At 72.8% G+C, this 25,548-nt stretch carries 27 protein-coding genes; 13 read left to right on the plus strand and 14 right to left on the minus strand.

The genetic code is table 11. The features are described 5' to 3' along the window. The first annotated feature begins 95 nt into the window (after positions 1 to 95). Positions 96 to 551 carry a nitroreductase family deazaflavin-dependent oxidoreductase gene (locus DTB53_RS01235; RefSeq protein WP_003970850.1) on the plus strand — a complete coding sequence of 152 codons (456 nt, stop codon included), beginning with the start codon at positions 96 to 98 and terminating at the stop codon, positions 549 to 551. A gap of 110 nt (positions 552 to 661) precedes the next feature. Here the strand turns inward: DTB53_RS01235 and DTB53_RS01240 are convergent, their stop codons facing one another. Continuing rightward, positions 662 to 1,876 carry a geranylgeranyl reductase family protein gene (locus DTB53_RS01240; RefSeq protein ID WP_003970849.1) on the minus strand — a complete coding sequence of 405 codons (1,215 nt, stop codon included), beginning with the start codon at positions 1,874 to 1,876 and terminating at the stop codon, positions 662 to 664. 195 nt (positions 1,877 to 2,071) lie between these two features. Here DTB53_RS01240 and DTB53_RS01245 point away from each other — a divergent pair, with 195 nt between their 5' ends. Together DTB53_RS01245 and DTB53_RS01250 are read left to right on the plus strand one after the other, a co-directional pair. Then, positions 2,072 to 3,436, plus strand: coding sequence for a dipeptidase (locus DTB53_RS01245; RefSeq protein ID WP_012382011.1), 1,365 nt, complete (start codon positions 2,072 to 2,074; stop codon positions 3,434 to 3,436). A gap of 86 nt (positions 3,437 to 3,522) precedes the next feature. After that, positions 3,523 to 4,212 carry an MBL fold metallo-hydrolase gene (locus tag DTB53_RS01250; RefSeq protein ID WP_042498920.1) on the plus strand — a complete coding sequence of 230 codons (690 nt, stop codon included), beginning with the start codon at positions 3,523 to 3,525 and terminating at the stop codon, positions 4,210 to 4,212. A gap of 20 nt (positions 4,213 to 4,232) precedes the next feature. On the opposite strand, the gene DTB53_RS01255 is transcribed toward DTB53_RS01250, so the two are convergent. Next, a complete protein-coding gene (locus DTB53_RS01255) occupies positions 4,233 to 5,270 on the minus strand; it encodes an NUDIX domain-containing protein (protein ID WP_012382009.1) in 1,038 nt (345 codons plus the stop codon). A gap of 194 nt (positions 5,271 to 5,464) precedes the next feature. Continuing rightward, positions 5,465 to 6,394, minus strand: a complete 930-nt coding sequence (locus tag DTB53_RS01260) for an ROK family protein (RefSeq protein WP_003970845.1) — start codon at positions 6,392 to 6,394, stop codon at positions 5,465 to 5,467. A 206-nt stretch (positions 6,395 to 6,600) separates the two neighbouring features. Here DTB53_RS01260 and DTB53_RS01265 point away from each other — a divergent pair, with 206 nt between their 5' ends. Beyond that, positions 6,601 to 7,629, plus strand: coding sequence for a LacI family DNA-binding transcriptional regulator (locus DTB53_RS01265; protein WP_012382008.1), 1,029 nt, complete (start codon positions 6,601 to 6,603; stop codon positions 7,627 to 7,629). Positions 7,630 to 7,771: 142 nt separating this feature from the next. Here the strand turns inward: DTB53_RS01265 and DTB53_RS01270 are convergent, their stop codons facing one another. Beyond that, positions 7,772 to 8,605: an alpha/beta fold hydrolase gene (locus tag DTB53_RS01270; protein ID WP_012382007.1), complete on the minus strand. Its 834-nt coding sequence runs from the start codon at positions 8,603 to 8,605 to the stop codon at positions 7,772 to 7,774. 92 nt (positions 8,606 to 8,697) lie between these two features. Between DTB53_RS01270 and DTB53_RS01275 the strand changes: the two genes are divergently transcribed. Then, positions 8,698 to 9,246, plus strand: a complete 549-nt coding sequence (locus DTB53_RS01275) for a CGNR zinc finger domain-containing protein (RefSeq protein ID WP_012382006.1) — start codon at positions 8,698 to 8,700, stop codon at positions 9,244 to 9,246. Positions 9,247 to 9,626: 380 nt separating this feature from the next. Next, complete coding sequence (locus DTB53_RS01280; protein ID WP_106431733.1) at positions 9,627 to 10,607, plus strand: NHL repeat-containing protein; 981 nt, start codon at positions 9,627 to 9,629, stop codon at positions 10,605 to 10,607. On the opposite strand, the gene DTB53_RS01285 is transcribed toward DTB53_RS01280, so the two are convergent. The 5 genes from DTB53_RS01285 to DTB53_RS01305 form a co-directional block, all read right to left on the minus strand. Further along, positions 10,594 to 11,892, minus strand: a complete 1,299-nt coding sequence (locus DTB53_RS01285; protein WP_012382004.1) for a DUF6986 family protein — start codon at positions 11,890 to 11,892, stop codon at positions 10,594 to 10,596. The two genes, DTB53_RS01280 and DTB53_RS01285, sit on opposite strands and share 14 nt — an antisense overlap. Before the next feature lie 160 nt (positions 11,893 to 12,052). Next, complete coding sequence (locus DTB53_RS01290; protein WP_012382003.1) at positions 12,053 to 13,015, minus strand: electron transfer flavoprotein subunit alpha/FixB family protein; 963 nt, start codon at positions 13,013 to 13,015, stop codon at positions 12,053 to 12,055. Between the two features lie 75 nt (positions 13,016 to 13,090). Next, complete coding sequence (locus tag DTB53_RS01295; protein ID WP_012382002.1) at positions 13,091 to 13,876, minus strand: electron transfer flavoprotein subunit beta/FixA family protein; 786 nt, start codon at positions 13,874 to 13,876, stop codon at positions 13,091 to 13,093. A 200-nt stretch (positions 13,877 to 14,076) separates the two neighbouring features. Beyond that, positions 14,077 to 14,586, minus strand: a complete 510-nt coding sequence (locus DTB53_RS01300) for a flavin reductase family protein (RefSeq protein ID WP_003970838.1) — start codon at positions 14,584 to 14,586, stop codon at positions 14,077 to 14,079. A gap of 197 nt (positions 14,587 to 14,783) precedes the next feature. Further along, a complete protein-coding gene (locus tag DTB53_RS01305; protein WP_003970837.1) occupies positions 14,784 to 15,110 on the minus strand; it encodes a TlpA family protein disulfide reductase in 327 nt (108 codons plus the stop codon). A gap of 229 nt (positions 15,111 to 15,339) precedes the next feature. Between DTB53_RS01305 and DTB53_RS01310 the strand changes: the two genes are divergently transcribed. Next, complete coding sequence (locus DTB53_RS01310) at positions 15,340 to 16,062, plus strand: lysophospholipid acyltransferase family protein (protein WP_003970836.1); 723 nt, start codon at positions 15,340 to 15,342, stop codon at positions 16,060 to 16,062. Positions 16,063 to 16,165: 103 nt separating this feature from the next. Here DTB53_RS01310 and DTB53_RS01315 read toward each other — a convergent pair whose 3' ends face one another. The 4 genes from DTB53_RS01315 to DTB53_RS01330 form a co-directional block, all read right to left on the minus strand. Further along, the gene (locus DTB53_RS01315) at positions 16,166 to 16,777 is read right to left on the minus strand and encodes a transglutaminase-like domain-containing protein (RefSeq protein WP_012382001.1); all 612 of its coding nucleotides are present in this window, start codon (positions 16,775 to 16,777) and stop codon (positions 16,166 to 16,168) included. A 111-nt stretch (positions 16,778 to 16,888) separates the two neighbouring features. Beyond that, entirely contained in the window at positions 16,889 to 17,950 is a 1,062-nt protein-coding gene (locus DTB53_RS01320; RefSeq protein WP_012382000.1) for a threonine aldolase family protein, read from the minus strand. Then, positions 17,947 to 18,714 carry an SDR family NAD(P)-dependent oxidoreductase gene (locus DTB53_RS01325; RefSeq protein ID WP_003970833.1) on the minus strand — a complete coding sequence of 256 codons (768 nt, stop codon included), beginning with the start codon at positions 18,712 to 18,714 and terminating at the stop codon, positions 17,947 to 17,949. The genes DTB53_RS01320 and DTB53_RS01325 overlap by 4 nt, the downstream gene beginning before the upstream one ends. 26 nt (positions 18,715 to 18,740) lie before the next feature. After that, on the minus strand, positions 18,741 to 20,138 hold the full coding sequence (locus DTB53_RS01330) for a DUF6421 family protein (RefSeq protein ID WP_012381998.1): 1,398 nt from the start codon (positions 20,136 to 20,138) through the stop codon (positions 18,741 to 18,743). A 326-nt stretch (positions 20,139 to 20,464) separates the two neighbouring features. Between DTB53_RS01330 and DTB53_RS01335 the strand changes: the two genes are divergently transcribed. Further along, the gene (locus tag DTB53_RS01335) at positions 20,465 to 21,115 is read left to right on the plus strand and encodes a glycerophosphodiester phosphodiesterase (protein ID WP_042497708.1); all 651 of its coding nucleotides are present in this window, start codon (positions 20,465 to 20,467) and stop codon (positions 21,113 to 21,115) included. A 12-nt stretch (positions 21,116 to 21,127) separates the two neighbouring features. Here the strand turns inward: DTB53_RS01335 and DTB53_RS01340 are convergent, their stop codons facing one another. Beyond that, positions 21,128 to 21,703 (minus strand): GNAT family N-acetyltransferase, encoded by a 576-nt coding sequence (locus tag DTB53_RS01340; protein ID WP_003970830.1) that lies wholly within the window; start codon positions 21,701 to 21,703, stop codon positions 21,128 to 21,130. 251 nt (positions 21,704 to 21,954) lie between these two features. Here DTB53_RS01340 and DTB53_RS01345 point away from each other — a divergent pair, with 251 nt between their 5' ends. The 5 genes from DTB53_RS01345 (at position 21,955) to DTB53_RS36755 (ending at position 25,427) form a co-directional block, all read left to right on the plus strand. Continuing rightward, positions 21,955 to 22,563 carry a DUF5134 domain-containing protein gene (locus DTB53_RS01345; RefSeq protein ID WP_012381996.1) on the plus strand — a complete coding sequence of 203 codons (609 nt, stop codon included), beginning with the start codon at positions 21,955 to 21,957 and terminating at the stop codon, positions 22,561 to 22,563. A gap of 98 nt (positions 22,564 to 22,661) precedes the next feature. Next, complete coding sequence (locus DTB53_RS01350) at positions 22,662 to 23,597, plus strand: M56 family metallopeptidase (RefSeq protein ID WP_003970828.1); 936 nt, start codon at positions 22,662 to 22,664, stop codon at positions 23,595 to 23,597. 139 nt (positions 23,598 to 23,736) lie between these two features. Beyond that, positions 23,737 to 24,468 carry a phosphatase PAP2 family protein gene (locus tag DTB53_RS01355; protein ID WP_012381995.1) on the plus strand — a complete coding sequence of 244 codons (732 nt, stop codon included), beginning with the start codon at positions 23,737 to 23,739 and terminating at the stop codon, positions 24,466 to 24,468. Continuing rightward, entirely contained in the window at positions 24,462 to 25,157 is a 696-nt protein-coding gene (locus DTB53_RS01360; protein ID WP_012381994.1) for an HAD family hydrolase, read from the plus strand. Before DTB53_RS01355 ends, DTB53_RS01360 begins: the two co-directional genes overlap by 7 nt. A 93-nt stretch (positions 25,158 to 25,250) precedes the next feature. Then, positions 25,251 to 25,427 (plus strand): hypothetical protein, encoded by a 177-nt coding sequence (locus DTB53_RS36755; RefSeq protein ID WP_172595237.1) that lies wholly within the window; start codon positions 25,251 to 25,253, stop codon positions 25,425 to 25,427. Positions 25,428 to 25,548: the final 121 nt, after the last annotated feature.

Genomic DNA, 25,548 nt, shown 5'->3' on the forward strand with positions numbered 1-25,548 from the left:
AAACGAGAGCAGTGCTCTTGCTTTTGGGTGACCGATCCGCGCACACTGCTCTAGAGCGAGAGCACCGCTCTCCGACCACGGAATCGGGAGTCACCATGTCGCAGCAGGCCTACTACCTCCGCGCGAGCGCCTCTGCCCGCCGCCTCAACAGAGTCGTCGGCTGGCTGGCCCGGCACGGCATCAGCCTGATGGGCTCCGCGGAACTGTCCGTGCGGGGGCGCAAGAGCGGACAGATGCAGCGGATCCCGGTCAACGCCCACTCCTTCGAGGGCGAGCGGTACATCGTCTCGGCCCGGGGCCACTCCCAGTGGGTGCGCAACATGCGCGTCGCGGGTGGCGGAGAGCTGCGGCTGGGGCGCAGGGTCAGCCGCTTCACCGCCGCGGAGATCGCCGACGACGCTCAGAAGGCCCGGATCATCCGGGCCTATCTGGAGCGGTGGGGCTGGGAGGTCGATCAGTACTTCCAGGGGATCACGGCGGAGTCCACGGACGCCGAACTGCTGGCGGCCTGCCCCGACCACCCGGTCTTCCGCATCACGGTGGAGGCGTGAGCGCGCCCCCGTGGCCGTACGGGCGACGGGGGCGCGAGCGGCTCCTAGGTCCTGTCGTCAGACTGCCGTCGTCGCCCTCCGCGGGCCGGACGAGACTTCGCGGACACGACCTAGCGATCCATCGCGGACAGCGCCCGCTGTGCGAGCGGGTGCGTACGGACCAGCTCGGCCAGCGACGTCGTCCCCCGGGTGATCCCGGCGAACGCCTTCCACGCCGGGCGGAAGCCGGTCAGCACCGCGTGCAGCACCCCCGGGCGGCGCTCGAACAGCTTGAGCATGCGGCGGCCGACGCCCATCTCCACGCCGAGACCGGCCTTGATGGCGAAGGCGTAGTTGAGGGCCTGCCGGCGGGCGTCCACCGCGTCGTGCGACTCGGCGATCCTGACCGCCCACTCCCCCGCGAGACGGCCCGAGCGCAGCGCGAAGGAGATGCCCTCGCGGGTCCACGGCTCCAGCAGTCCGGCCGCGTCCCCGCAGACCACGACCCGGCCGCGCGAGAGCGGTGAGTCGTCGCTGCGGCAGCGGGTGAGGTGGCCCGAGGAGACGGCCGGCTCGAACCCGGCGAGGCCGAGGCGGGCGATGAAGTCCTCCAGATACCGCTTGGTGCCGGCGCCGTCGCCGCGCGCCGAGATGACGCCCACGGTGAGGGTGTCCCCCTTGGGGAACACCCAGCCGTAACTGCCCGGCATCGGGCCCCAGTCGATGAGCACCCGGCCCGCCCAGTCCTCCGCGACGGTGGCGGGGACGGGGATCTCCGCCTCCAGGCCGAGGTCGACCTGGTCGAGCTTCACCCCGACGTGGGCTCCTATCCGGCCCGCGCTGCCGTCCGCGCCGACGACCGCGCGCGCGAGCACCGTCTCGCCACCGGCCAGCACCACGGCGACCGTCCGCCGGTCGGGGACGGCGGCACCGTGCTGCTCCACCCGCACCACCGACGCCCCGGTGCGCAGCTCGGCCCCGGCCTTCTGCGCCTCCTCGACCAGACCGGCGTCGAACTCCGGGCGGTTGATGAGCCCGAAGAGCATGCGCCGGGATCGGCGGGTGCGCGAAAGCTTGCCGTTGAGCGAGAAGGTGACCGCGTGGACGCGGTCCTTCAGGGGCAGTTCGAACCCCGGCGGCAGGGAGTCCCGCGAGAACCCGATGATTCCGCCGCCGCAGGTCTTGTAGCGCGGCAGTTCCGCTTTCTCCAGCAGCAGGACCCTCCGGCCCGCCACGGCTGCCGCGTACGCCGCCGATGCGCCGGCCGGTCCGGCGCCGACCACGACGACGTCCCACACGGACGACTCTTCCGACTCATGTCCGGCGTCTGCGTTCTCGCTGCTCACGATGTGCTTCTGCTCCTGATCCGACCAGTGGCCCCAAGCTGCTCACGGCATCCTACGGCTCGTTCCGGCCGAGCCCTCCTGTGGGAGGATCGGCCATGTTTTCGTCGTACATGCGTCGCCGCCGAGACGGCGTCGCACACGGTCGCGTACACACCGCGCCCTACCCATAACGTCGCACCCACGAGGAGCGTGCCCATGACCGCCCGTCCGATTCCCGAGACCGTCGCCTCGCTGATGCCCCGCGCCCGGGAGGAGCTGGCCGAGCTGGTGGCGTTCCAGTCGGTGGCGGACCCGGCGGTGTTCCCGAGGAGCGAGTGCGAGGGCGCGGCGAGGTGGGTCGCCGACGCGCTGCGCGCCGAGGAGTTCACGGACGTCGCCCTGCTGGACACCCCCGACGGCACGCAGTCCGTCTACGGGTTCCTGCCCGGGCCGGCCGGGGCTCCGACCGTGCTGCTCTACGCGCACTACGACGTGCAGCCGCCGCTGGACGAGTCGGCGTGGATCTCCCCGCCGTTCGAGCTCACCGAGCGCGACGGCCGCTGGTTCGGCCGGGGAGCGGCCGACTGCAAGGGCGGGTTCATCATGCACCTGCTCGCGCTGCGCGCCCTCAAGGCGGACGGTGGCGTCCCGGTCTCGGTGAAGGTGATCGCCGAGGGCTCCGAGGAGCAGGGCACGGGCGGTCTGGAGCGGTACGCGGAGGCGCACCCGGAGCTGCTCCGCGCGGACACGATCGTCATCGGCGACACCGGCAACTTCCGGGTCGGACTGCCGACGGTCACGGCGACGCTGCGCGGGATGACGATGCTGCGCGTGCGACTGGACACCCTCGAAGGGAACCTGCACTCGGGGCAGTTCGGCGGCGCGGCCCCGGACGCGCTGGCCGCGATGATCCAGTTGCTGGCCTCGCTGCGGGCCGAGGACGGGACGACCACGGTCGACGGGCTGACGGGCGACGCCGACTGGGACGGACTCCAGTACCCGGAGGCGGAGTTCCGGCAGGACGCCAAGGTGCTCGACGGGGTCGAGCTGATCGGCGCCGGCACGGTCGCGGACCGGATCTGGGCCCGCCCCGCCGTCACCGTCATCGGCATCGACTGCCCGCCGGTCGTCGGCGCCACCCCGTCCGTGCAGGCGAGCGCCCGGGCCCAGATCAGCCTGCGGGTGCCGCCGGGCCAGGACGCCGCCGAGGCGACGAAACTGCTCACCGCCCACCTGGAGTCGCGGGCCCCCTGGGGCGCGCGGGTGAAGGTGGAACAGGTGGGCCAGGGCCAGCCGTTCCGTGCCGACATGAGCAGCCCGGCGTACACGGCGATGGCGGACGCGATGCGGGACGCGTACCCGGGCCAGGAGATGCAGTCCTCCGGGATGGGCGGCTCCATCCCGCTCTGCAACACCCTGGCGGGCCTCTACCCGGAGGCGGAGATCCTGCTCATCGGGCTGAGCGAGCCCGAGGCGCAGATCCACGCGGTGAACGAGAGCGTGTCGCCCGAGGAGCTGGAGCGGATGTCGGTCGCCGAGGCGCTGTTCCTGCGGAACTACGCCGAGTCGAAGAAGGCCTGATCCCGCCGGGTGGGCTTCGCCCGCGGCGAAGTCGCCCGGAGCGTAGATCCGTGCGGCGCACGGCCGCCGCTGCGTACGTTCGCCGCATGGATCTCGTCGAGGTACTCCCCCAGTTGCACATGTTCCGCTTCCGGATCGGTCAGGCGTACCTCTGGCGCGACGGGAGCGAGCTGACCCTGATCGACGCGGGTGACGTCGATTCGGCCGCCGCGATCGGGGAAGCGGTCCGCACGCTCGGCCTCGATCCGGCGGGGATCCGGCGCATCGTCATCACCCATGGCCATCGCGACCACTACGGGGCCGCGCGGGAGCTGGCGGACCGGCACGGCGCCGAGATCATCGCCCACGCGCTGGACGCCCCGGTGGTACGGGGTGAGCGCCCCGTACCGGAGCCGGACCTGCTGGACTGGGAGCTGCCGCTGTGGGAGCACGGGCTGACGTGCCCCGACGCGCCGCCCACCCGGGTCGACCGCGAGGTTACCGGCGGCGAGGTGCTGCCGTTCGGCGACGGGGCACGGGTGGTGCACGCCCCCGGTCACACACCGGGCTCCATCGCCCTCCATCTGCCGCGCCACGGGGTGCTGTTCACCGGGGACGCCGTCGCCTCGGCGGAGCGGCGGGTGATGCTCGGCGTGTTCAACGTGGACCGGTCCGGGGCGGCGGCCACGTTCCGGCGACTGGCCGCGCTCGCGCCCCGTACCGTCTGCTTCGGTCACGGCGACCCGCTCACCGGGGACGCGGCCGCGGCGATGGACGCGGCGGCGGGCGGCGCCTGAGCGGCGTCCGGGGGCGCCGCTCAGTCCACCGGCACCCCCGCCTCCAGGTTCAGCACCGTCGACCGCTCCCGCGCGCGCAGGGCCCAGCGCAGCCGCTCGTAGCGGGTGGGCGGCAGCATCCCCGCGGCCTCCTCCTCGGTGACGAAGCGCCAGCCGCGCAGCTCCGAGCCGGGCAGCAGCAGCCGGCCGGCGTCCTCGGAGCGCACCAGGCCGCCGTCGAAGAGGAAGCGCAGCCCGCCGTAGCCGGGCGGGCAGGGCGACTCCCAGTCGACGAGCAGCAGGGTGGGGGCCCGGTCGAGGTGGAGGCCTATCTCCTCGGCGACCTCCCGGATACCGGCCTGCGCGGGAGCCTCGCCCGCCTCCACCACCCCGCCGGGGAACTCCCACCCCGGTTTGTAGGTGGGGTCGACGAGCAGCACCCGGTCCCGCTCGTCGAAGAGGAGCACTCCGGCGGCCACCGTCTCGGCGGTCGGCTCCGGGCTCTGGACGATCGGGCACGGCGCGGCGCTCCCGTCGCGCACGGCGTCCGCGATCCGCTCGGCGGTCTCCCGGGGCGTGAGGGCGCTGTTGTCGACCACGTGCGCGTCCCCGGTGATCCAGCCGAGGGCGTCGCGGTACGGTCCGATGTGCTCGTACGCCCAGCGGCGCACCCGCTCGCTCTGCTCCTCGTCGCCGGGAAACTCCTCGCGGCCCGCGATCCGGCTACGCAGGATCGTTTCCTCAGGTGAGAGGGCCACATGGCGGACGGGAATGCGCCGGGAGGCGAGCCCCCCGAAGATCTCGTCGCGGTACTCCTGCCGCAGCAGGGTCATCGGCACCACCAGCACCCCGGGCATCTCGGCGAGCAACGCCGCCGCCGTGTCCACCACGAGCCGCCGCCAGATCGGCAGGTCCTGGAAGTCGGTGACCTCGGCGAGCCGCTTCTGGGGCAGCAGACCGCGCAGCCCCGCACCGGTGACCTCCGGGTCGTACAGCGTGCTGTTCGGGATCAGATCGATCAGTTCGCCCGCGGCTCTGGTCTTGCCCGCACTGAACGCACCGTTGATCCAGACGATCACGGTTCCCCCTCTTCCGTAGCCCCCTGTGGCTTGCCCGCAACACCCTGCCGCGGAAACCCCGCGGCGGCGACGGCGTTGAACGGATGCTCCCGTCCGGAGCGATCGCGGGCCGGGCGGGACGCCCGGAAGACGGCCCAGGGGGCGTCCGGCCTGACGAACCGGGCGCCCCCTGGAAGCTGTTGCCCGCAAAGCCCTCAGCGCAGCGCGATGGCCGCCGCCGCGGCCCCGACCAGACCCGCGTCGGTACCCATCACGGCGGGCGCCACGGTCAGCCGCCGGAGGTAGGAGAGCGTGGCGTACTCGCGCAGGCTGCGGCGCAATGGCACGAACAGCACGTCGCCGGCCCCGGCCACTCCCCCGCCCACCACCGCGATGTCGAGGTCCGCCAGCGTGGCCGTGGCGGCGATGCCGGCGGCCAGCGCCTGGGCGGCACGTTCGTAGGAGGCGATGGCGACCGGGTCTCCGGCGCGGGCCGAGACGGCCACCGCGGCGGCCGTCGCATCGCCGTCCGGACCGGGCCGCCAGCCGTTCTCCAGCGCGCGGCGGGCGATGTTGGGGCCGCTGGCGATGCCCTCGACGCAGCCGCGCGCGCCGCAGGGGCACGGGTCGCCGTCCAGGTCGACGCTGATGTGGCCGATGTGCCCGGCGTTGCCCGAGGGGCCGGGCCGCGGGGTGCCGCCGAGGACGAGTCCGCCGCCGACGCCCGTCGACACGACGAGGCACAGCGCGTTGTCGTAGCCCCGGGCCGCACCGAGCCAGTGTTCGGCGGCCGTCATCGCGACCCCGTCGCCGACCAGTGCGACCGACAGCCCGCCCGCCGTCTTGTGCACCCGCTCCACCAGCGGGAAGTCCCGCCAGCCGGGGACGTTGACCGGGCTGACCGTGCCGGCGGCGGCGTCCACCGGACCGGCGCTGCCGATGCCGACGGAGCCGGCGCGGTCCCACAGCGGCGAGGCCATCAGCTCGCCCAGCACCTCGTCCACGGAGCCCATGACCGCCTCGGCGCCCTCCCGGGCGGGCGTCGGCCGCTGCGCCCGTACGAGGAGGGAGCCGTCACCGTCCACCAGCGCGCCGGCGATCTTGGTGCCGCCGATGTCGAGCGCGGCGACGAGGTCGGTATGCATCGGTGTGGGCTCTCCGGATCGGTGAAGGGGCGGGACCTGCGGGTTCCGTCCATAGTCTGCACAGTCTTCATCCTGTTGACAACGTTGTCCAGGGCCTATGCTCGACGCCACAGCCTCCGATCACCCCCGCGGCGCCCCACCGGCCCCGCTCGGCGTCGGCCGGAGCACCGCAGCCCCGCCCGTAATCCGACGACAGGACAGCGCACGTGGACCGGACCGCCCGTCATTCCGAGACCCGCTACGGCAACCGGCCGACCATGAAGGACGTGGCGGCCCGCGCCGGAGTCGGCCTGAAGACGGTCTCCCGGGTGGTGAACAGCGAGCCCGGCGTCACCCCGGACACCGAGCGCCGGGTGCAGGAGGCGATCGACGCGCTCGGCTTCCGCCGCAACGACAGCGCCCGGGTGCTGCGCAAGGGCCGTACGGCATCCATCGGACTGGTCCTGGAGGATCTGGCGGACCCGTTCTACGGTCCGCTGAGCCGCGCGGTGGAGGAGGTGGCCCGTGCGCACGGCGCGCTGCTGATCAACGGTTCCAGCGCCGAGGACCCGGAGCGGGAGCAGGAGTTGGTGCTGGCGCTGTGCGCCCGCCGGGTGGACGGCCTGATCGTGATCCCGGCCGGCGACGACCACCGCTATCTGGAACCGGAGATCAAGGCGGGCATCGCCACGGTCTTCGTGGACCGCCCGGCGGGCCATGTGGACGTCGACATGGTGCTGTCGGACAGCTTCGGCGGGGCCCGGGAGGGCGTGGCCCACCTCATCGCGCACGGCCACCGCAGGATCGGGTTCATCGGTGACCAGCCGCGCATCCACACGGCCACCGAGCGGCTGCGGGGCTATCACACCGCCATGCGGGACGCGGGCATCACCGTCGAGGACGGCTGGGTCTCCCTCGGCTCCACCGAGCCGGAGCGGGTGCGGGCCGCGGCCGAGGAGATGCTGAGCGGCCCCGAGCCGGTCACCGCCCTGTTCGCGGGCAACAACCGGGTGACGGTGACGGCGGTGCGGGTGATAGCGGAGCGGGAGCGGCCGGTGGCGCTCGTGGGGTTCGACGACATCGAGCTGGCCGATCTGCTCGGCATCACCGTGATCTCGCAGGACGCGGCGGCGGTCGGCAGGACCGCCGCCGAGCACCTCTTCCGCCGGCTCGACGGGGCGGACCATCCGACGGCTCGGGTGGAACTGCCGACGACGCTGATCCCCCGCGGCTCGGGCGAACTCCCGCCCGCCTGAGCAGGGTCGGGGACGGGGCTCCCGTGCGAAACCTCCGTGCGGGCGGCGCCGGAGTCGTACGGGGCCGGGACGGAGCGGCGGGCTCGCCACCCCGGGGGACGCTCGGCCCCGGGGGACGCCGAAGCTCCCGGCACGCCCGCCGTCAGGGCCCGGCTGCCACTGGCCGGAACTCCCGGGTCAGCAGCGCCAGCAGCCGCGCGGGCGCGTCCTCGGGCGTCGCGTGGCCCGCCCCCTCCAGCCAGTGCAGCTCGGAGTGCGGGATCAGCGCGTGCAACTGCTCGGCGAAGGGCGGGGGCAGGAAGCCGTCCTCGCGCCCCCAGACGATCCGGGTCGGCACCGGCACGGACCCCAACAGGTGCTGGAACTCGTCGGTGGCGGCCTGTTCCAGCTGTCCGTACTGGCGGTAGTACGCGGCCCTGCCCTCTTCTCCGCGCCACGGGTCGAGGTGGGCGGCCAGGACGTCCGGCCGGTAGCCGGCGTGGCTCGCGAAGCGCAGGTGGCTCTCGGCCAGCGCCTCGTGGGCGTAGACGGGCAGCCGCTCGAAGACGTGCGCGTTCTCCCGTACGAGCCTGAACAGCCCGGTCCCCCAGTCGCCGCAAGCCACCGCGTCGACCAGGGTGAGGTCGGCGTACCGGGCCCCCTCCAGCAGCAGCGCCCGCAGCGCCACGGCCCCGCCGATGTCGTGGGCGATCACCCTCGGGCTCTCCAGACCCCAGTGCTCCAGCAGCCCGGTGAACACCCGCGTGTGCGCGGCCAGCCCGAGGTCCTGCCCCGCGCGCTGCTCGGACTGCCCGAAGCCGAGCAGGTCGAAGACGTGGACCCGGTGGTCCTGGGCGAGCGCCGGTGCGATGTCGCGCCAGATGCGCGACGAGAACGGGGTGCCGTGGAGCAGGACGACCGGGGCGCCCTCTCCCAGCACGTCCCAGCGGACCGTTCCGTCCGGGGTCTCGAATGTCCGGGTCAGTTCGCCGTTCATGACACGCCTCCTGATGTCGGGTGCAGAGCCCTGCCGAATGGTCGACGTTACCAGAGAAGCCCTTTCGCCGGTAACGCTGATACGGTGGGGCCATGCGACGGACCCCGGCGCCCCCGGAGCTCGAACCGGTGGAGGCGTTCTGCAACACGGCGACCCTGCTCCACTCAGAGGACGAGTTCGCCCGGCCGGGGACGGCCGGCAACTGGTTGCGGGCGCACGGGTATCCGGAAGCGGTCGCCCCGGCCGAACTGGCGGCGCTCACGGAGGCCCGGGAGACCGTGCGGGCCTTTCTGGTGGAGCGGACCTCGCCCGGGGCTCTGGACGCCCTCAACCGGCTGATCCGCTCCGTGGCGGGCGCCCCGGCCGTACGCGCGGACGGCACACTCGCCCTCGGGCCGGCCGGTGCGGGGCCGGCGGCCGAGATCGTGCGCACGGTGCTCGAAGCCCTGCTGCGGGACGGGCTGACCGGTCGTCACGCGGCCCGGCTCAAGGCCTGCGCGGCACCGGAGTGCCGCTGGGTCTTCTACGACCGGGCTCCGTCGTCCAACGGCCTGTGGTGCGACATGGACGTGTGCGGCGCCCGGCACAAGATGCGGGCCTACCGCGCCCGCGGCGGCGGGGCCGCGCGCCGGGGGGCCTGAGGACCGACCGACGCGCCCGTCTCTCTCCCCCCGGAGCCACGCTCCGGGCCCCCGCACGCCCGTGCCGGCCGGCCCTTCTCCCCGGCGGGGCGGAGCGCGACGGGCGCTCCCGGGGCCGCCCGGGTGGCCGGCCGGCCCGCCGGGGCGTGGTGCCGCCGGATCGGCGGGGGCGGTTCCTGACGTCGGCCGCTGACGCCCCGGAACCGTACGGCACGCTCCGGCAGGCCCCGCGCCGGGCCGGGGTGTCCGACCGTCACCCTCGCGGCTGCTTCCCCCCGTTCCGCCCCGCCCCGGCGCCGCGCGGACGACGGGGAATCAGCACCCCCTCCCTTCCGGGCCGGTACGGCTACGGGCGGGGCGTCCAGAACAGGTGGGTACCCATGACCCCTTCCGCAACAGCCCCGCCCGTGCCAGGACGCTCCGGCGGGCCGGTCCCCGGTGCCCGGAAGCGGGTGCGCGGACGCCCGCGCCGGCGAACCGCGGCGACGGCGGCGGCACTGCTGCTGTGCGCGGCCCCCTTCGCCTCCGCCTCCCCCGGGACGGCGGACGGGCGCCCGCCGGCACACCGAGCCGCGCCCCTGTACGTCTCCGACTACGCCGACAACACCGTGCTGCGCCTGCCGCCCGGCGGAGGCGACCCGGTCACGGTCGCGGCGAGCGGCCTGACCCGCCCGACCGGGCTGGCGCTCGACGCCTCGGGGGACCTCTACATCGCCGACACGGGCAACAACCGGGTCGTACGGGTGCCGGGGGACGGAGGTCCGCAGGTCACCGTGGACACCACCGGCCTGTCCCGCCCCATCGGGCTGGCCCTCACAGCGAACGGCGACCTCTACATCGCCGACAGCGTCAACGACCGCGTGGTGATGGTGCCCGCCGATGGCGGCGGCCAGGTCACCGTCCCCACCACCGGGCTGCTCCACCCCAACGGACTGGCCCTGGACGGCGCGGGGAACCTCTTCGTGGCGGACTTCGTCAACGACCGGGTGGTCAAGGTCCCCGCCGACGGCGGTCCGCAGACGACCGTGCCCACCACCGGGCTCTCGCAGCCGACCGGACTCGCCTTCGACCGGCGGGGGAACCTCTTCGTCTCCGACAGCGGCAACGACCGGGTGGTGGAGGTGCCTGCGGGCGGCGGGCCGCGGCGGACCGTCCCGGCGACCGGGCTCGACTCCCCGTACGGCCTGGCCTTCGACCGCTCCGGCGCGCTGTACGTCGCGGACTTCGACAACGACCGGGTGGTGGAGGTGCCGGTGCGCGGCGGCCTGCGCCCGCTGCCGGTCGCGGGCCTGCGCACCCCGGCGGGACTGGCCGTTCCGCCGGAGCGCGACGCCTACGGAAGCCGTCCTACGGAGCGGTGACCGTCAGGTCCCCCCGGCGCGGCGAGGCGAAGGCGTCCAGGTCCGCGCGGGTGAGGCCGGTCAGCCCGGCGACCTCGGCGGTGTCCAGCGCGCCGCAGTCGATGCCGCGCAGCAGGTAGCCGCTGAGGGCCTTGGCGGTGGCGGGCTCGTCCATGACGTCACCGCCCGCCTTGGCCACGTAGGCGGCGAGCCGGGCGGCGGCCGGCTCCAGGCCCTCCCGGTAGAAGGCGTAGACGGCCGCGTAACGCGTCGGCAGGTGGCCGGGGTGCATGTCCCAGCCCTGGTAGTACGCACGGGCCAGAGCGCGGCGGGTGAGGCCGTAGTGGAGCCGCCAGGCCTCGTGGACCTGGTCGGTCGGGCCGACGGGCAGCACGTTGGTGGAGCCGTCGGAGACACGGACGCCGGTGCCCGCGGCGGCGACCTGCATGACGGCCTTGGCGTGGTCGGCCGCCGGGTGGTCGCTGGCCTGGTAGGCGGCGCTGACCCCGACGCAGGCGCTGTAGTCGAAGGTGCCGTAGTGCAGTCCGGTCGCCCGGCCGCGCGCGGCGTCGATCATGCGGGCGACGGCGGCGGTCCCGTCGGCGGCGAGGATCGACTGGCTGGTCTCGATCTGGATCTCGAAGCCGATCCGTCCGGCGTCGAGGCCGTGCGCCTTCTCGAAGGCTTCGAGGAGCTGGACGAAGGCGGTGACCTGCTCGGGGTAGGTGACCTTGGGGAGGGTCAGCACGAGCCCTTCGGGGAGCCCGCCCGCCTCCATCAGACCGGTGAGGAAGACGTCCGTGGTCCGGATGCCCCGGTCGCGGACACCGGCCTCCATGCACTTCATCCGGATGCCCATGTACGGGGCGGCGGTGCCGTCGGCGTACGCCTCGGAGACCAGGCGCGCGGCCCGGGCGGCGGCCTCGTCCTCCTCGACGTCCGGGCGGGGGCCGTAGCCGTCCTCGAAGTCGATGCGCAGGTCCTCGACGGGCTCACGCTCCAGCTTGGCGCGTACGCGGTCGTGGACCGGGCCCGCCAACTCCTCGGAAATGCCGAGGACGGCGGCGAACGAAGCGGCGTCCGGGGCGTGTTCGTCGAGGGCGGCCAGCGCTCGGTCCCCCCAGGAGCGCAGGGTGCCGGGCTCGAAGACGTCGCCCGGCACATAGACGGTGTGCACGGGCTGGCGGGTGCCGGGATCGCCCGGGTAGCGACGGGCGAGCTCCGCGTCGACCGCCGTGAGGGAGGCGCTGATCTCCTCGCTCACCGCGCCGGCGAGGCTCGTTGCCACCTTCTCCTGCTGACCCATGACCATACCCTCCACGCTCTCGCTGTTTCCGCTTCCCGGAATCAACAATCCGTATAGTGAAGTTATAAGGCCGCTCGACCTGCGTCAATGGTCGCCCGGAACGGCGGCGGGCCGCGCGGTGGGGTTCACCGTGCGGCCCGGGGCGGGGTGGGGCGAGTGATCAGCCCTTGCGGGTGTTGATCTCCTCGGTGAGCTGGGGGACGACCGCGAAGAGGTCGCCGACGACGCCGTAGTCGACGAGTTCGAAGATCGGGGCCTCGGCGTCCTTGTTGATCGCGACGATCGTCTTCGAGGTCTGCATGCCCGCCCGGTGCTGGATCGCGCCGGAGATGCCCGAGGCGATGTACAGCTGCGGCGAGACGGACTTGCCGGTCTGCCCGACCTGCGAGGTGTGCGGGTACCAGCCCGCGTCCACCGCCGCACGCGACGCGCCCACCGCGGCACCCAGCGAGTCCGCCAGCGCCTCGATCAGCGGGAAGTTCTCCGCACCGTTGACCCCGCGCCCGCCCGAGACCACGATCGCCGCCTCGGTCAGCTCCGGACGGCCGGTCGACTCACGCGGCGTCCGCGAGACCACCTTCGTGCCCGTCGCCCCCTCACCGAACGACACCGCCAGCGCCTCGACCGCACCCGCGGCGGCCGCCGGCTCGACCGGCGCCGAGTTCGGCTTGACCGTGATCACCGCAACACCCCGGGAAACCCGGGACCTGGTGGTGTAGGAGGCGGCGAACACCGCCTGCGTCGCCACCGGACCCTCGTCACCGGCCTCCAGATCGGTGGCGTCGGTGATGATGCCGGAGCCGATACGCAGCGCGAGGCGGGCGGCGATCTCCTTGCCCTCGGCCGAGGACACCACCAGCACCGCCGCCGGGGACACCGCCTCGAACGCGGCCTGCAGCGCGTCCACCTTCGGCACCACCAGATAGTCCGCGAACTCCGGGGCATCGGAGGCCAGGACCTTCACCGCACCGTGCTCACCCAGCACACCCGCGGTGCTCTCGGCACCCGCGCCCAGCGCCACGGCGACCGGGTCACCGATGCGACGCGCCAGCGTCAGCAACTCCAGCGTGGGCTTACGGACCGCACCGTCCACATGATCGACCAGAACCAGAACTTCAGCCATGACAACGCACTCCAGACAGACGAGAGAAGAAAAACGGGGGAAGAGGCAGGAGAGAAGGGGACCGCGGGCGCGGGATCAGATGAACTTCTGGCCCGCGAGGAACTCGGCGAGCTGCTTGCCGCCCTCACCCTCGTCCTTCACGATCGTGCCCGCGGTGCGCGCCGGACGCTCGGTCGCCGAGTCGACCGCCGTCCACGCACCCGCCAGGCCGACCTCGTCCGCGTCCAGCTCCAGATCCTCCAGGTCCAGGGACTCCACCGGCTTCTTCTTCGCCGCCATGATCCCCTTGAAGGAGGGGTAGCGCGCCTCACCCGACTGGTCGGTCACCGACACCACCGCCGGCAGCGACGCCTGAAGCTGCTCGGTCGCCGTGTCACCGTCACGCCGCCCGGTCACCACACCACCGTTCACAGCGACCTCGGACAGCAGCGTCACCTGCGGCACACCCAACCGCTCCGCCAGCAGCGCCGGCAGCACCCCCATCACACCGTCGGTGGAGGCCATCCCGCAGATCACCAGGTCATAGCCGGTCTTCTCGACCGCCTTCGCCAGCACCAGCGACGTGCCCATCACATCCGTGCCGTGCAGATCGTCGTCCTCGACGTGAACCGCCTTGTCCGCACCCATCGACAACGCCTTGCGCAACGCGTCCTTGGCATCCTCCGGACCCACCGTCACCACGGTGATCTCCGCATCGTCCGCCCCGTCCGCGATCTGCAACGCCTGCTCGACCGCGTACTCGTCCAGCTCCGACAGCAGACCGTCGACATCCTCACGGTCCAGCGTCAGGTCATCGGCGAAACGCCGGTCACCGGTCGCGTCGGGCACGTACTTCACACAGACAACGATCCTCAAGCTCACGCCGGCTCTCCTACTGCATCGTCTTTTCCGGGCTGCCTTGTTGCACGCAGCATAGGCGCCTTGTCGGGCCGGATCCGGTCAGGACGACCGAGGCTCCGCGCCCGATATTACTCGCCAGTACACCCAGTCTCTTACCCCTGGGCAAGCGCCGCGCACTGTGACCTTGCCAACGCGGCGGGCCCCTGCGTGCGTGCTCGCCCTCAGTCTCGCAGAGCCGTGAAGCGTCCCTGGTGGTAGACCAGGGGGCGTCCGGTTCCGGAGTGCTCGCCCGCCACCGCCTCGGCGATGACGATGCGGTGGTCCCCGGCCGGGACACGGGTCACGACACGGCAGACGAGCCAGGCGGAGACGCCGGCGAGCAGCGGAACACCTGCGGGGCCGCTGCTCCACTCGGTCGACGGGCCGAAGCGGTCGGCTCCGCTGCGGGCGAAGGTGGCGGCCAGTTCGTGCTGGTGCTCCCCGAGTATGTGAACGCCGACGTACGCGGCCTCGGACAGCACGGGCCAGGTGGACGAGGACACACCGATGCCGAAGGAGATCAGCGGGGGTTCGGCGGCGACGGAGGTCAGCGAGGTGGCGGTGAAGCCGACCGGCCGCTCCCCCGCGGCGGTGATCACGGCCACGCCCGCGGCGTGGCGGCGGAAGACCGAGCGGAACAGTTCGGGAGTGGCGGCCGTCGGGGCAGGGGCGAGATCGGGTGTTGCCGTCATGGGACGTGTCCTTCTGCGGAAGTGGCGTACAGGTCCGTGGGTGCTCAGGCACCCGGACAGCGCGCACTCGCATTGCGTGCGAGGTCCACATGGACCCGGCCGTAAAGAAGGAGTTCTGGCGGCATAACGTCAGACTGACGATGTGAAGCGTGCACAGTCAAGGCCGTTCCGGGATGTGGGAGATGCGTCACGGTCCGTCATAGGGCGTGCGCCAGCGCCGCGACGACGTCGACGGTGCGGGGTTGGCCGGACGCCCGGCGGACCACCTCGCCCTCGGCGTCGAGCACCAGGACCGTCGGCGTCTTCGTGATGTCCAGCTCGCGCACCAGCGCGAGATGGGACTCGGCGTCGACCTCGACATGGGCGACCCCGTCGACCATCCCGGCCACCTCGCCCAGGGTGCGGCGGGTCGCGCGGCAGGGCTGGCAGAAGGCGCTGGAGAACTGTACGAGCGTCGCGCGTTTCCCGAGTTCCGCGCCGAGTTGGGATGCGTCGAGTCGCTGTCCGGGTGTCCGGCGGTCCACGTGATGCCTCCTGATCAGAGCTCCTCGTAAGGGGTCAGCACCGGCCGTCGCCCGGACATTCCCGCAGCTCCCGGGGGGCGCGCACGTGACGAGAATCTCGCGCCCCGCGTCCGCCGGGACTGGCCAGCGGCTCCCGCATGGGGCACCATCGCCACAATGCCGAAAACCTACGGCTGCGTAACTTCCGCCGGGAGAACCTCCCCAGGCGCTGAAGAAGGGTCTTCTCCAGATGGCAGAACTCGTCTATCGACCGGTCATCGGCGCCGCTCGCACCCTGTTCAAGGCGCTCGACCTGAAGATCGACACTCAGGGTTCGGAGCACATCCCGAAGACCGGTGGTGCGGTGCTGGTCAGCAACCACATCAGTTATCTCGACTTCATCTTCACCGGGCTGGGCGCCCTGCCGCAGAAGCGGCTGGTGCGGTTCATGGCGAAGGAATCGGTCTTCCGGCACAAGATCTCCGGTCCGCTGATGCGGGGAATGAAGCACATCCCGGTCGACCGCGACCAGGGCGAGGACGCGTACGCCCACGCGCTTCGGTCGCTGCGTTCCGGTGAGATCGTCGGCGTGTTCCCCGAGGCCACGATCTCGCAGTCGTTCACCCTCAAGAGCTTCAAGTCGGGTGCCGCGCGCCTCGCCCAGGAGGCCGGGGTCCCGCTGATCCCGATGGCGCTCTGGGGTACGCAGCGGATCTGGACGAAGGGTCGGCCGCGCAATTTCCAGCGCAGCCACATCCCCATCACCATCCGCGTCGGCGAGCCCATGGAGGCGCCCTCCGACCAGTACGCCGGCGCCATCACCCGGCGGCTGCGGGAGCGGGTCCAGGAGCTGCTGGAAGCGGCGCAGCGGGCCTACCCGGTGCGCCCGAAGGACGCGAGCGACACCTGGTGGGTGCCGGCCCATCTCGGCGGTACGGCCCCGACGCCCGCCGAGGTGCGCGAGCTCGGCTGACGCCTGCCCCGCGGCGACCTCGGCGCGGGGCACCCCGGTCGCCGCGGGCGTCGTTCCCGTCCGGTGGGGAGGAGGGCGCCGGTCCGGGCGCGGGACGCCGCGTTCAGAGGCTCGCAGGGAGGTTCCGCATCAGCTCCGAGCGGTCCCGGGCGCTCCTCAGCGTCCGGAGGATCGCCTCGGGCGGTGCGGCGTGGACGACCGGACCGTCCGCTTCGCCGAACTCCTCGCGTACCACCCAGGCCAGCCGCTCCTCCTCCAGCGAGAACCGCGCGTCGACGCCCGGTTTGTTGCCCCGCGGATCCACCCTCGCCCAGCGACCGGCGCCCGGGAGCCGCAACGCGACCAGGCCGTGGATCACCGGGGTCGCGCCGTCCCCGCCGACCAGGCGTTGGTAGCAGAGGCCGGCCGGAACGCCGCGGGCCCGCAGCAGCGCCGCGAGCGCGATCGACTTGGCGTAGCAGATGCCGGTGCGGGCGGCGAGCACGTCGGAGGCGCGCCATGTGACGCGCGGGTCGCCCGAGTCGGCGGAGTGCGCAACGGCGTCGCGGACGAACTCGAAGGCGGCCCGCGCGTATGCGTATACGGCGTCGGTGTCTGTGTCGGCGTCGAGCGCGAGGCGGGTCGCCACCTCGCGCACCCGCGGATGCTCGTGGTCGATGGCCTCGTCAGCGGCCAGATACGCGTCGAGGTCAGGTGATTGCTGGATCAGCTCCATGGCGGGAGAGCATATGAAGCGACCGACCGGAAGTCCATATCTTTCCGATCGGTCGCATGGTTATGCGCGATGGGCGGCCCCGCAGGGCAGGCGGCAGTTCGACGACAGGGCCTAGCGCGCCATCTCTTCCTTGAGCGCCTGGAGGAAGGCGTCGACGTCGTCCTCGCCGGTGTCGAACGCGCACATCCAGCGGACGTCCCCGGCCGCCTCGTCCCAGAAGTAGAAGCGGAAGCGCTTCTGGAGTCGCTCGCTGACCGCGTGCGGAAGGCGGGCGAACACGGCGTTGGCCTGCACCGGGTAGAGGATCTCCACCCCGTCGATCGCCCGCACGCCCTCGGCGAGCCGCTGGGCCATGGCGTTGGCGTGCCGGGCGTTGCGCAGCCACAGGTCCCTGGCGAGCAGCGCCTCCAGCTGGACGGAGACGAAGCGCATCTTGGAGGCGAGCTGCATGGAGAGCTTGCGCAGGTGCTTCATCGCCCGGACCGCGTCCGGATTGAGCACGACGACGGCCTCACCGAAGATCGCGCCGTTCTTCGTGCCGCCGAAGGACAGCACATCGACGCCGACCGTGTTGGTGAACGTCCGCATCGGCACGTCCAGCGAGGCGGCGGCGTTGGCTATCCGGGCCCCGTCGAGGTGCACCTTCATGCCGCGCTCATGGGCGTGGTCGCAGATGGCGCGGATCTCGTCGGGGGTGTAGACGGTGCCCAGCTCGGTGTTCTGGGTGATCGAGACGACCTGCGGCATGGCCCGGTGCTCGTCGTCCCAGCCGTACGCCTGCCGGTCGATGAGCTCCGGGGTGAGCTTGCCGTCCGGTGTGGGCACGGTGAGGAGCTTCAGCCCGCCCATCCGCTCGGGCGCGCCGCCCTCGTCCACGTTGATGTGCGCGGACTCGGCGCAGATCACGGCGCCCCAGCGGTCGGTGAGCGCCTGGAGGGCCACCACGTTGGCGCCCGTGCCGTTGAAGACCGGGAAGGCCTCGGCGGTGGCGCCGAAGTGGCTGTGCATCACGCGCTGGAGGTGGCCGGTGTAGTCGTCCTCGCCGTAGGCGACCTGGTGGCCGCCGTTGGCCAGCGCGAGGGCCGCGAGGACCTCCGGGTGCGCGCCGGCGTAGTTGTCACTGGCGAAGCCGCGTACCTGCGGGTCGTGGTGACGTCGCGCGTCGGTCCTCACGTTTGCGGGGTCAGCCACAGGCGCTTTCCGTTCACTTCGGGGGCGGGCTTGTCCCAGACGCCGGCGATGGCCTCGGCCAGCTCCGTGACGTCGGTGAAGCCCGCGAACTTCGCATTCGGGCGCTCGGCGCGCATGGCGTCGTTCACCAGTGCCTTGACCACCAGGATCGCAGCAGCGGCCGCGGGCCCGTCCTCGCCCCCCGCCTTGCGGAAGGCGTCGCCGAGCGCGAGGGTCCACGCCTCGGCGGCGGCCTTGGCGGAGGAGTAGGCGGCGTTGCCCGCGGTGGGCTTGCTGGCTCCCGCGGCGCTGATCAGGAGATAGCGGCCCCGGTCGCTGCGCTCAAGGGCCTCCTGGAAGGCCAGCGAGGTCGACTGGACGGTACGGATGAGCAGCTTCTCCAGGGCGTCCCAGTCGGAGAGCGCGGTCTCCTGGAAGGACGGGCTGCCGCGCCAGCCTCCGACGAGGTGGACCAGGCCGTCGATGCGGCCGAACTCCGCCTCGGTGCGCTTGGCCCAGTCCCGGGTCGCGTCGAGGTCGAGCAGATCGACGGTCTCGCCGGTGACGGTCGCGCCGCCGTGGGCGTACCGGGCGGCGTCCACCGCCTCGGCGAGCCGTTCGGGGTGGGCGTCGCACCCGACGACCGTCGCGCCCGCCTCGGCGAGCCGCAGCAGCGTCGCGCGGCCCGCGGGGCCGGCCGCTCCGGCGACCGCGACCACGGCTCCTTCGAGCACACCGGTCCCCTCGCCCGTGCCGTTTGCGTTCATGGCCACCGCCTCCTCGGGAGAATGGTTCACGCGGCTGCCCGCTCGTCGTTCGCCGCGGTGATTCCCTTGGCAGAGGCAATCACGTGCTTCAGCTTCTTGGCGAGCGCCTCATAGAACATGCTCAGGGGAAACTCGTCCGGAAGCACGTCGTCGACGAGCTTGCGAGGAGGAAGTGTGAGGTCCAGGGCGTCGGGGCCCTTGGCCCAGCGGGATCCCGGGTGCGGGGCGAGGTAGGTGGAGACCAGGTCGTAGGCGGCGAACCAGTGGACCAGCTTCGGGCGGTCGATGCCGTCGCGGTAGAGCTGCTCGATCTCGCCGCAGAGCTGGTTGGTGACCTCCGGGGCGCGGTCCCAGTCGATCTTCAGGGTGTTGTCGGTCCAGCGGACGACGTCGTGCTTGTGGAGGTACGCGAACAGCAGCTGGCCGCCGAGGCCGTCGTAGTTGCGGACGCGCTCGCCGGAGACCGGGAAGCGGAACAGCCGGTCGAAGAGCACCGCGTACTGCACGTCACGGCCGTGGGCGTTGCCCTCGGACTCCAGCTTCACGGCCTCCTTGAAGGCGGTGAGGTCGCAGCGCAGCTCCTCCAGGCCGTACATCCAGAACGGCTGGCGCTGCTTGATCATGAACGGGTCGAACGGCAGGTCGCCGTGGCTGTGGGTGCGGTCGTGGACCATGTCCCACAGGACGAACGCCTGCTCGCAGCGCTGCTGGTCGCCGATCATCTCGCGGATGTCGTCGGGCAGCTCCAGGCCGAGCAGGTCGACGGAGGCCTCGGTGACGCGGCGGAAGCGGGCGGCCTCGCGGTCGCAGAAGATGCCGCCCCAGCTGAAGCGCTCGGGGGCCTCGCGCACGGCGATGGTCTCCGGGAAGAGCACCGCGGAGTGGGTGTCGTAGCCGGCGGTGAAGTCCTCGAAGGTGATGCCGCAGAAGAGGGGGTTGTCGTAGCGGTTCGCCTCCAGGTCGGCGAGCCAGTCGGGCCAGACCATCTTCAGCACGACCGCTTCGAGGTTGCGGTCGGGGTTGCCGTTCTGCGTGTACATCGCGAAGACGACGAGGTGCTGGAGGCCGTCGGTCCGGTCCCGCGCGGGCTGGAAGGCGAGCAGCGAGTCCAGGAAGTCGGGCACGCGGAAGCCGTCGGCGGCCCAGCGGCGCAGGTCGGCGACGAGGGCGCGGTGGTAGGCGGCGTCGTGCGGGAGGAGCGGGGAGAGCTCCTCGACCGCTCCGATGACCCGGTCGAGGACGCGCTCGACGGTGGCCGGGGACGGGGCGCCGTCGGCCTCGAAGTCGATGGATCCGTCCTTGGACTGCCAGGGGCGGATCTCCTCGACGGCATCCCTGAGCACGGGCCAGGCCGGGTGCTCGACGACCCGCTGGGCCGTAGCTATCGCGCCGTCGGTGGCGTCGTGCACAAGAATTTCCGTCATAACACTTCCTCCACGGGAGAACCTCGCGTGCCTTCACCGTAGCCGCGCAGGCCTCCTCCCGACAAGTGGAGGACCGGAAATTATCCTGCGTATCCCCATGGTCACCGCTGTTTTTCCTGCCGGATACCGGGTAGGGGCGTAGCTCCGGCCGCATCGCGCGGGGATCGGCCGCCGGGCGCGCACGGCGTGGGACATCGCGCGCCCCGGCCGTTACCCTCCCCAGTGCCGTACCGCCGCGCCCCGGCGCGGGTAGGAGCAGTCGACGGACCGCCGCCGACGGAAACGAGGTCGCCTTGTCATTTCTCACCCTGGGCCATCGCGGAGTGATGGGCGTCGAGCCCGAGAACACCCTGCGCTCCTTCGTCCGCGCCGAGGCGTCCGGAATGGACGCCATCGAGCTGGATCTCCATCTCAGCAAGGACGGCGCACTCGTCGTGATGCACGACGTGGACGTGGACCGCACCACGGACGGGACCGGTCCGATCGCGGCCAGGACCCTGGCGGAGCTGCGCGAGCTCGACGCCGGTCGGGGTGAGCGGATCCCCGTCTTCGAGGAGGTGCTGGAGGCCGTCTCCTCCCCGCTCCAGGCGGAGATCAAGGACGTGGCGGCGGCCCGCGCGCTGGCGGACGTGATCCGGGAGCGTGATCTCGTCGGCCGGGTGGAGGTGTCCTCGTTCCACGACGAGGCCGTCACCGAGATCGCGCGGCTGGTGCCGGGCGTGCGCACGGTCCTGATCGCCAGCCGCTGGGGCCAGGACGTGGTGGACCGGGCGAAGGCGGCGGGGGCCGCGACGCTCGCGCTGAACATCCGCCGCCTCACCCTGGAGATCGTGGAGCAGGCCCACTCCGAGGGGGTGAAGGTGATCGGCTGGGTGGTGAACACCCAGGACCACCTGCGTCTCGCGCGGGCGCTGGGCCTGGACGGCGCGACGACCGACTTCCCCGAGATCCGCCGCGCCGGACGCTTCACCGCCTGAGGGCCGCCTCCCTCAGGCGCCCTCCCCCGCGTCGCCCGCCTCAAGGTTCTTGACGAGCAGTTCAAAGGCCAGGTCGTCGCGTTGGGGGATGCCGAAGCGCTCGTCTCCGTACGGGAACGGAGTGAGCTCTCCCGTACGGCGGTAGCCCCGGCGTTCGTACCAGGCGATCAGGTCATCGCGCACCGAGATGACCGTCATGTGCATCTCGCCGACACCCCAGCTCTCCCTGGCGGTGCGCTCCGCCTCGGCGATGATCCGCTTGCCGAATCCGCCGCCCTGGAGCCCCGGCCGGACCGCGAACATGCCGAAGTAGGCCGCGTCGCCCCGGTGTTCGAGCTGGCAGCAGGCGACGAGTTCGCCGCCGCGCTCGACCGCGAGGAGCCTGCTCGCCGGAGCGTCGATGACGGCGCGCACCCCCTGCTCGTCGGTGCGCTGCCCCTGGAGGATGTCGGCCTCGGTGGTCCAGCCGGTGCGGCTGGAGTCACCGCGGTAGGCGGACTCGATCAGGGCCACCAGCGCAGGGACGTCGGCCCCGGCCGCGTCGCGGAAGGTCAGCTCGTCCGTGTCGGGGGGCGTGGCGGTGTCCATGGTGGGGTGCTCCGTTTCTCTGCTGCCGTACGCACTTCTGTGCCGTTGTACGCGCTTCCCTGCTGCCGTACGCACGATCGCGGTCTCCGCCGCCGCACATGCGGTCGAGAGTAACGCGACCCGAAGCGCCCCCGGTGGGCCCCGGCGCACCCCCTTCACCACCCCGCGCGCCGGATTCGGCCTCGGCCCCCCGGGCATCGATGGGACGACCCGCAACAGTGGCGTACGTCCGATCCGGGGGGAGGCGCGCCGTGCACGGAGGGGCCCTGACCGGCTGGCTGTTGATGGCACTGTGCGCGGCGAGCGGCGCCTACTGCCTGCTGCGCGCCCGCGCGGGGAACCCGCGGGAGCGCCGCACCGCGCGCGCGGAGGCGCTCATGGGTTTCGGTATGGCCGCGATGGCCGTTCCGGCGGCGGTGCTGCCGCCCCCGGACTGGGCCTGGGCGGTGTACGCGGTGCTGTTCGGCACGGCCGCGCTGCGAGCGGCCCGGCCCGCCCTGCGCGGCGGCCACCATCTGCACCATCTCGTCGGCTCGCTGGCCATGGTCTACATGGCCGTGGCGATGGCCCCCGCGGTGGCGGGGGGAGGCGGGGGCGGGCACGCCGGGCACGGGGCGGCCGCCGGCGCCGGCGGCATACCCCTGCTGACCGGGGTGCTGCTCCTCTACTACGCCCTCTACGTACTGGGCTCGGCCGGCCGGCTGCTGCCGGGGGCCGCGGTGGTCCCGGCCGGCGGGACGGTCCCGGGCCCCCGGCCCTCCGGCGGATTCGGGGGCGCATCGGACGGCCTGTCCGAGCTCACCACGGCGTGCAGACTGACGATGGGCATCGGCATGCTCGCGATGCTGCTCACTCTGTGAGACAGGAAGTGGGACAGACCCCCCGGCAAACCGTGGTCTACGTCACTTGCCGGTCGCGGCCGTACCCCCGGCCGACCCACCCCTCATAAGCTGAGGCCATGCTGGTCTCCCTCGCGCTGCTGCTGCTCGGTGCATTGACCGCCCTGGTGACTCCCCGCGTGATGGCGCGCGCCCGGTGGCCGGAGCGCGAACCGGTCGTGGCCCTGTGGGTCTGGCAGTGCGTGGTGGCCGGTGTCCTGCTGTCGTTCGCCCTGTCCATGACGCTGAGCGCCGCCGCGGCCTGGCAGGCGGTGCGGGGCCACGTCTTCGCCCCCGCCCCGCACGCCGTCGTCGAGGCGTACGCCCTGGCGGCGTACGGGCCGTGGTCGGCGGTGATCGCGGTGCTGCTGGCGATGGGCGGGCTGTGGACCGGGGCGATGCTCCTGCGGGAGATCGGGCGGGCCCGGCGTCGCCGCAAGCAGCGTCGGGCGGAACTGCTGGTGCGTTCCCCGCTGATGCCCGGCGAGGAGCCGGGCGCCGACCGCCTCGTGGTGCTGGAGGGCGAACGCCCCGACGCCTGGTGGCTGCCCGGCACGGCTCCGCAACTCGTCATCACCACCGCCGCGCTGGGACGGCTGAAAGGCCGTCAGCTCGATGCCGTGCTCGCCCACGAGCAGGGCCACGCCCAGGCCCGGCACGACTGGCTGCTGCACTGCTCGTCGGCGCTGGCGATCGGCTTCCCGCAGATCCCGGTGTTCGCCGCGTTCCGTGACGAGATGCACCGGCTGGTCGAACTGGCAGCCGACGACGTGGCGTCACGCCGCTTCGGCCGGCTGACGACCGCGCTCGCCCTCGTCGGACTGAACGAGGACCGCGGGGTGTTCGGCCCCTGCCCCACTCCGCAGGCCCAAGTGCCCCTCCGGGTCAACCGGTTGCTGGCTCCGGTCGAACGGCTGACGGCGGGCCGCAGGCTCCGGCTGACGGCCGCCGCCGCACTGGTCCCGGTGGTCCCGGTGTTCGTGGCCTTCGTCCCGGGGCTCCGCGCACTGGGCTGAGGGCCGTCCCCCGATTCGCGGCGGGCGCACGGCGACGGCCCTGGGGCCGCGTCCGCCGGATCGGGAACCGGGTCAGCGGCGCACCCCTGTCCGCACCCCGGGTTGGCCTTCGGGCGGTGTCCTCCGCGAGGATCACCCCATGCCCTCCCCCCTGCCCCCCTTCCGCTCGCCGGATCGCGCCGCCCGCACCCCGCCCGCCGTGTGGACCGGAGCCGTCGTCGGCGCGGCCGCTCTCGTGCTGCTCGCGCTGGTGGCGGCCCGCTGGTCGCCGCTGATGTCCCTGGACCGGTCGGTCGCCGACGCCCTGCACCGGCACGCGGTGACCGATCCCGGTCTGGTGCGGGTGAGCCGGGTGCTGACGGACTGGGTGTGGGATCCCTGGACCATGCGCGCCCTGATCGCGGTGACGGTGGTCGCCCTGTGGTGGCGGGGCGCCCGCACGCTCGCCCTCTGGCTGGCCGCGACGAGCCTGATCGGCACCCTCCTCCAGCAGGGGCTGAAGGCGGCGGTGGGCCGGGAGCGCCCGCAGTGGCCCGACCCGGTGGACTCGGCCCACTACGCGGCCTTCCCCTCCGGGCACGCCATGACGGCCGTCGTGACCTGCGGCCTGTTCGTCTGGCTGCTGCGGCTGTACGGCGCCGGGCCCGGCGCCCGGGCCGCGGTGCTGGCCGTGGCGGTGGTCTCGGCGATCGGCGTGGCGGCGACGCGGGTGTACCTGGGGGTGCACTGGCTGACCGATGTCGTGGGCGGTGCGCTGCTGGGGGTGGCCCTGGTGGCGTTGAGCGCCGCGGCGTACGCCCGGTACGCGGCGCCCCGACCGGGCGGTCTTGTCGGCCCGGGGGCGGACCGGCGAGGATCGCGTCCATGGTGACCAAAGGCGTCCTGTTCGACTTCTCCGGAACCCTGTTCCGTATCGAGCCGGTCCGCGACTGGCTCGCCGCCGTGCTGCGCGAGGAGGGCCTCGACGTCCCTCCGGAGGACTTCGAGCGGTACGTGAGCGGGCTCACGGAGGCCGGCGCCCTCCCGGGCGGGCCGCCCCCGCTCCGGATCCCCGACCGGCTGGCCGGGGCGGCCTCCCGCCGGGACCTGAGCGCCGCTCTGCACCGCGAGGCCTACACCGGTCTGGCCCGGACCGTCCCCCTGCCCGATCCGGGGCTGTACGACGCGCTGTACGACCGTCACAGACGGCCTGAGGCCTGGCAGGCCTATCCGGACGCCGCGGAGGTGCTGGCGGGGCTGCGGAGGGCGGGGATCGCGGTGTGCGTGGTCAGCAACATCGGGTGGGACCCGCGCCCGGTCTTCCGCGCGCACGGGCTGGACGCCCTGGTCGACGCCTACGCCCTGTCCTTCGAGCACGGGCTCCAGAAGCCCGACCCGGGACTCTTCCGCGTCGCCTGTGCGCTGATCGGCCTGGATCCGGCGGACGTGGTCATGGTCGGTGACGACCGGCACGCGGACGGCGGCGCCGCCGCGCTGGGCTGCGAGGTCCGGTTCGTGGATCACCTGCCGGTGGCGGAGCGGCCCGACGGCCTGCGTTCGCTGGGGCTCGTCCCGGAGTGAGCGCGGGAATCGAGGGAGATCGGACCGGGGTGTGAGGCATATCCCGCCGCCGAAGGGGTAAGGGTGGCGGCTTGGGGCCGTAGCCTGGTGGACATGCCCCCCATGCCGTCGTCCGTGTCCGCACGTTCCGCAGCCGAGGTCAACGCGGAGATCCGCGACCTGTGGCAGCGTTCGGGCGGGCGCCTGACGCCGCAGGACGAGGCGGAGTACCAGCGGCTGCTGGTGGAGTGGGCCGCCGCCACCGGCGGAAGCGTCCGCACCGCGGCCTGACCGCCGTACGCGGTTCGGCCGCGTCCGTCGCCGCTTGGAGACCGCACCCGATCCGGCGATCCCCCGCGTCGCCGGATCGGAGCGCACCCGCGGCGTGCCACGTGGGACACGGCCGCGGACC

The organism is Streptomyces griseus, from assembly GCF_900460065.1.
In the GTDB taxonomy this organism is placed as follows: Bacteria; Actinomycetota; Actinomycetes; order Streptomycetales; family Streptomycetaceae; genus Streptomyces; species Streptomyces griseus.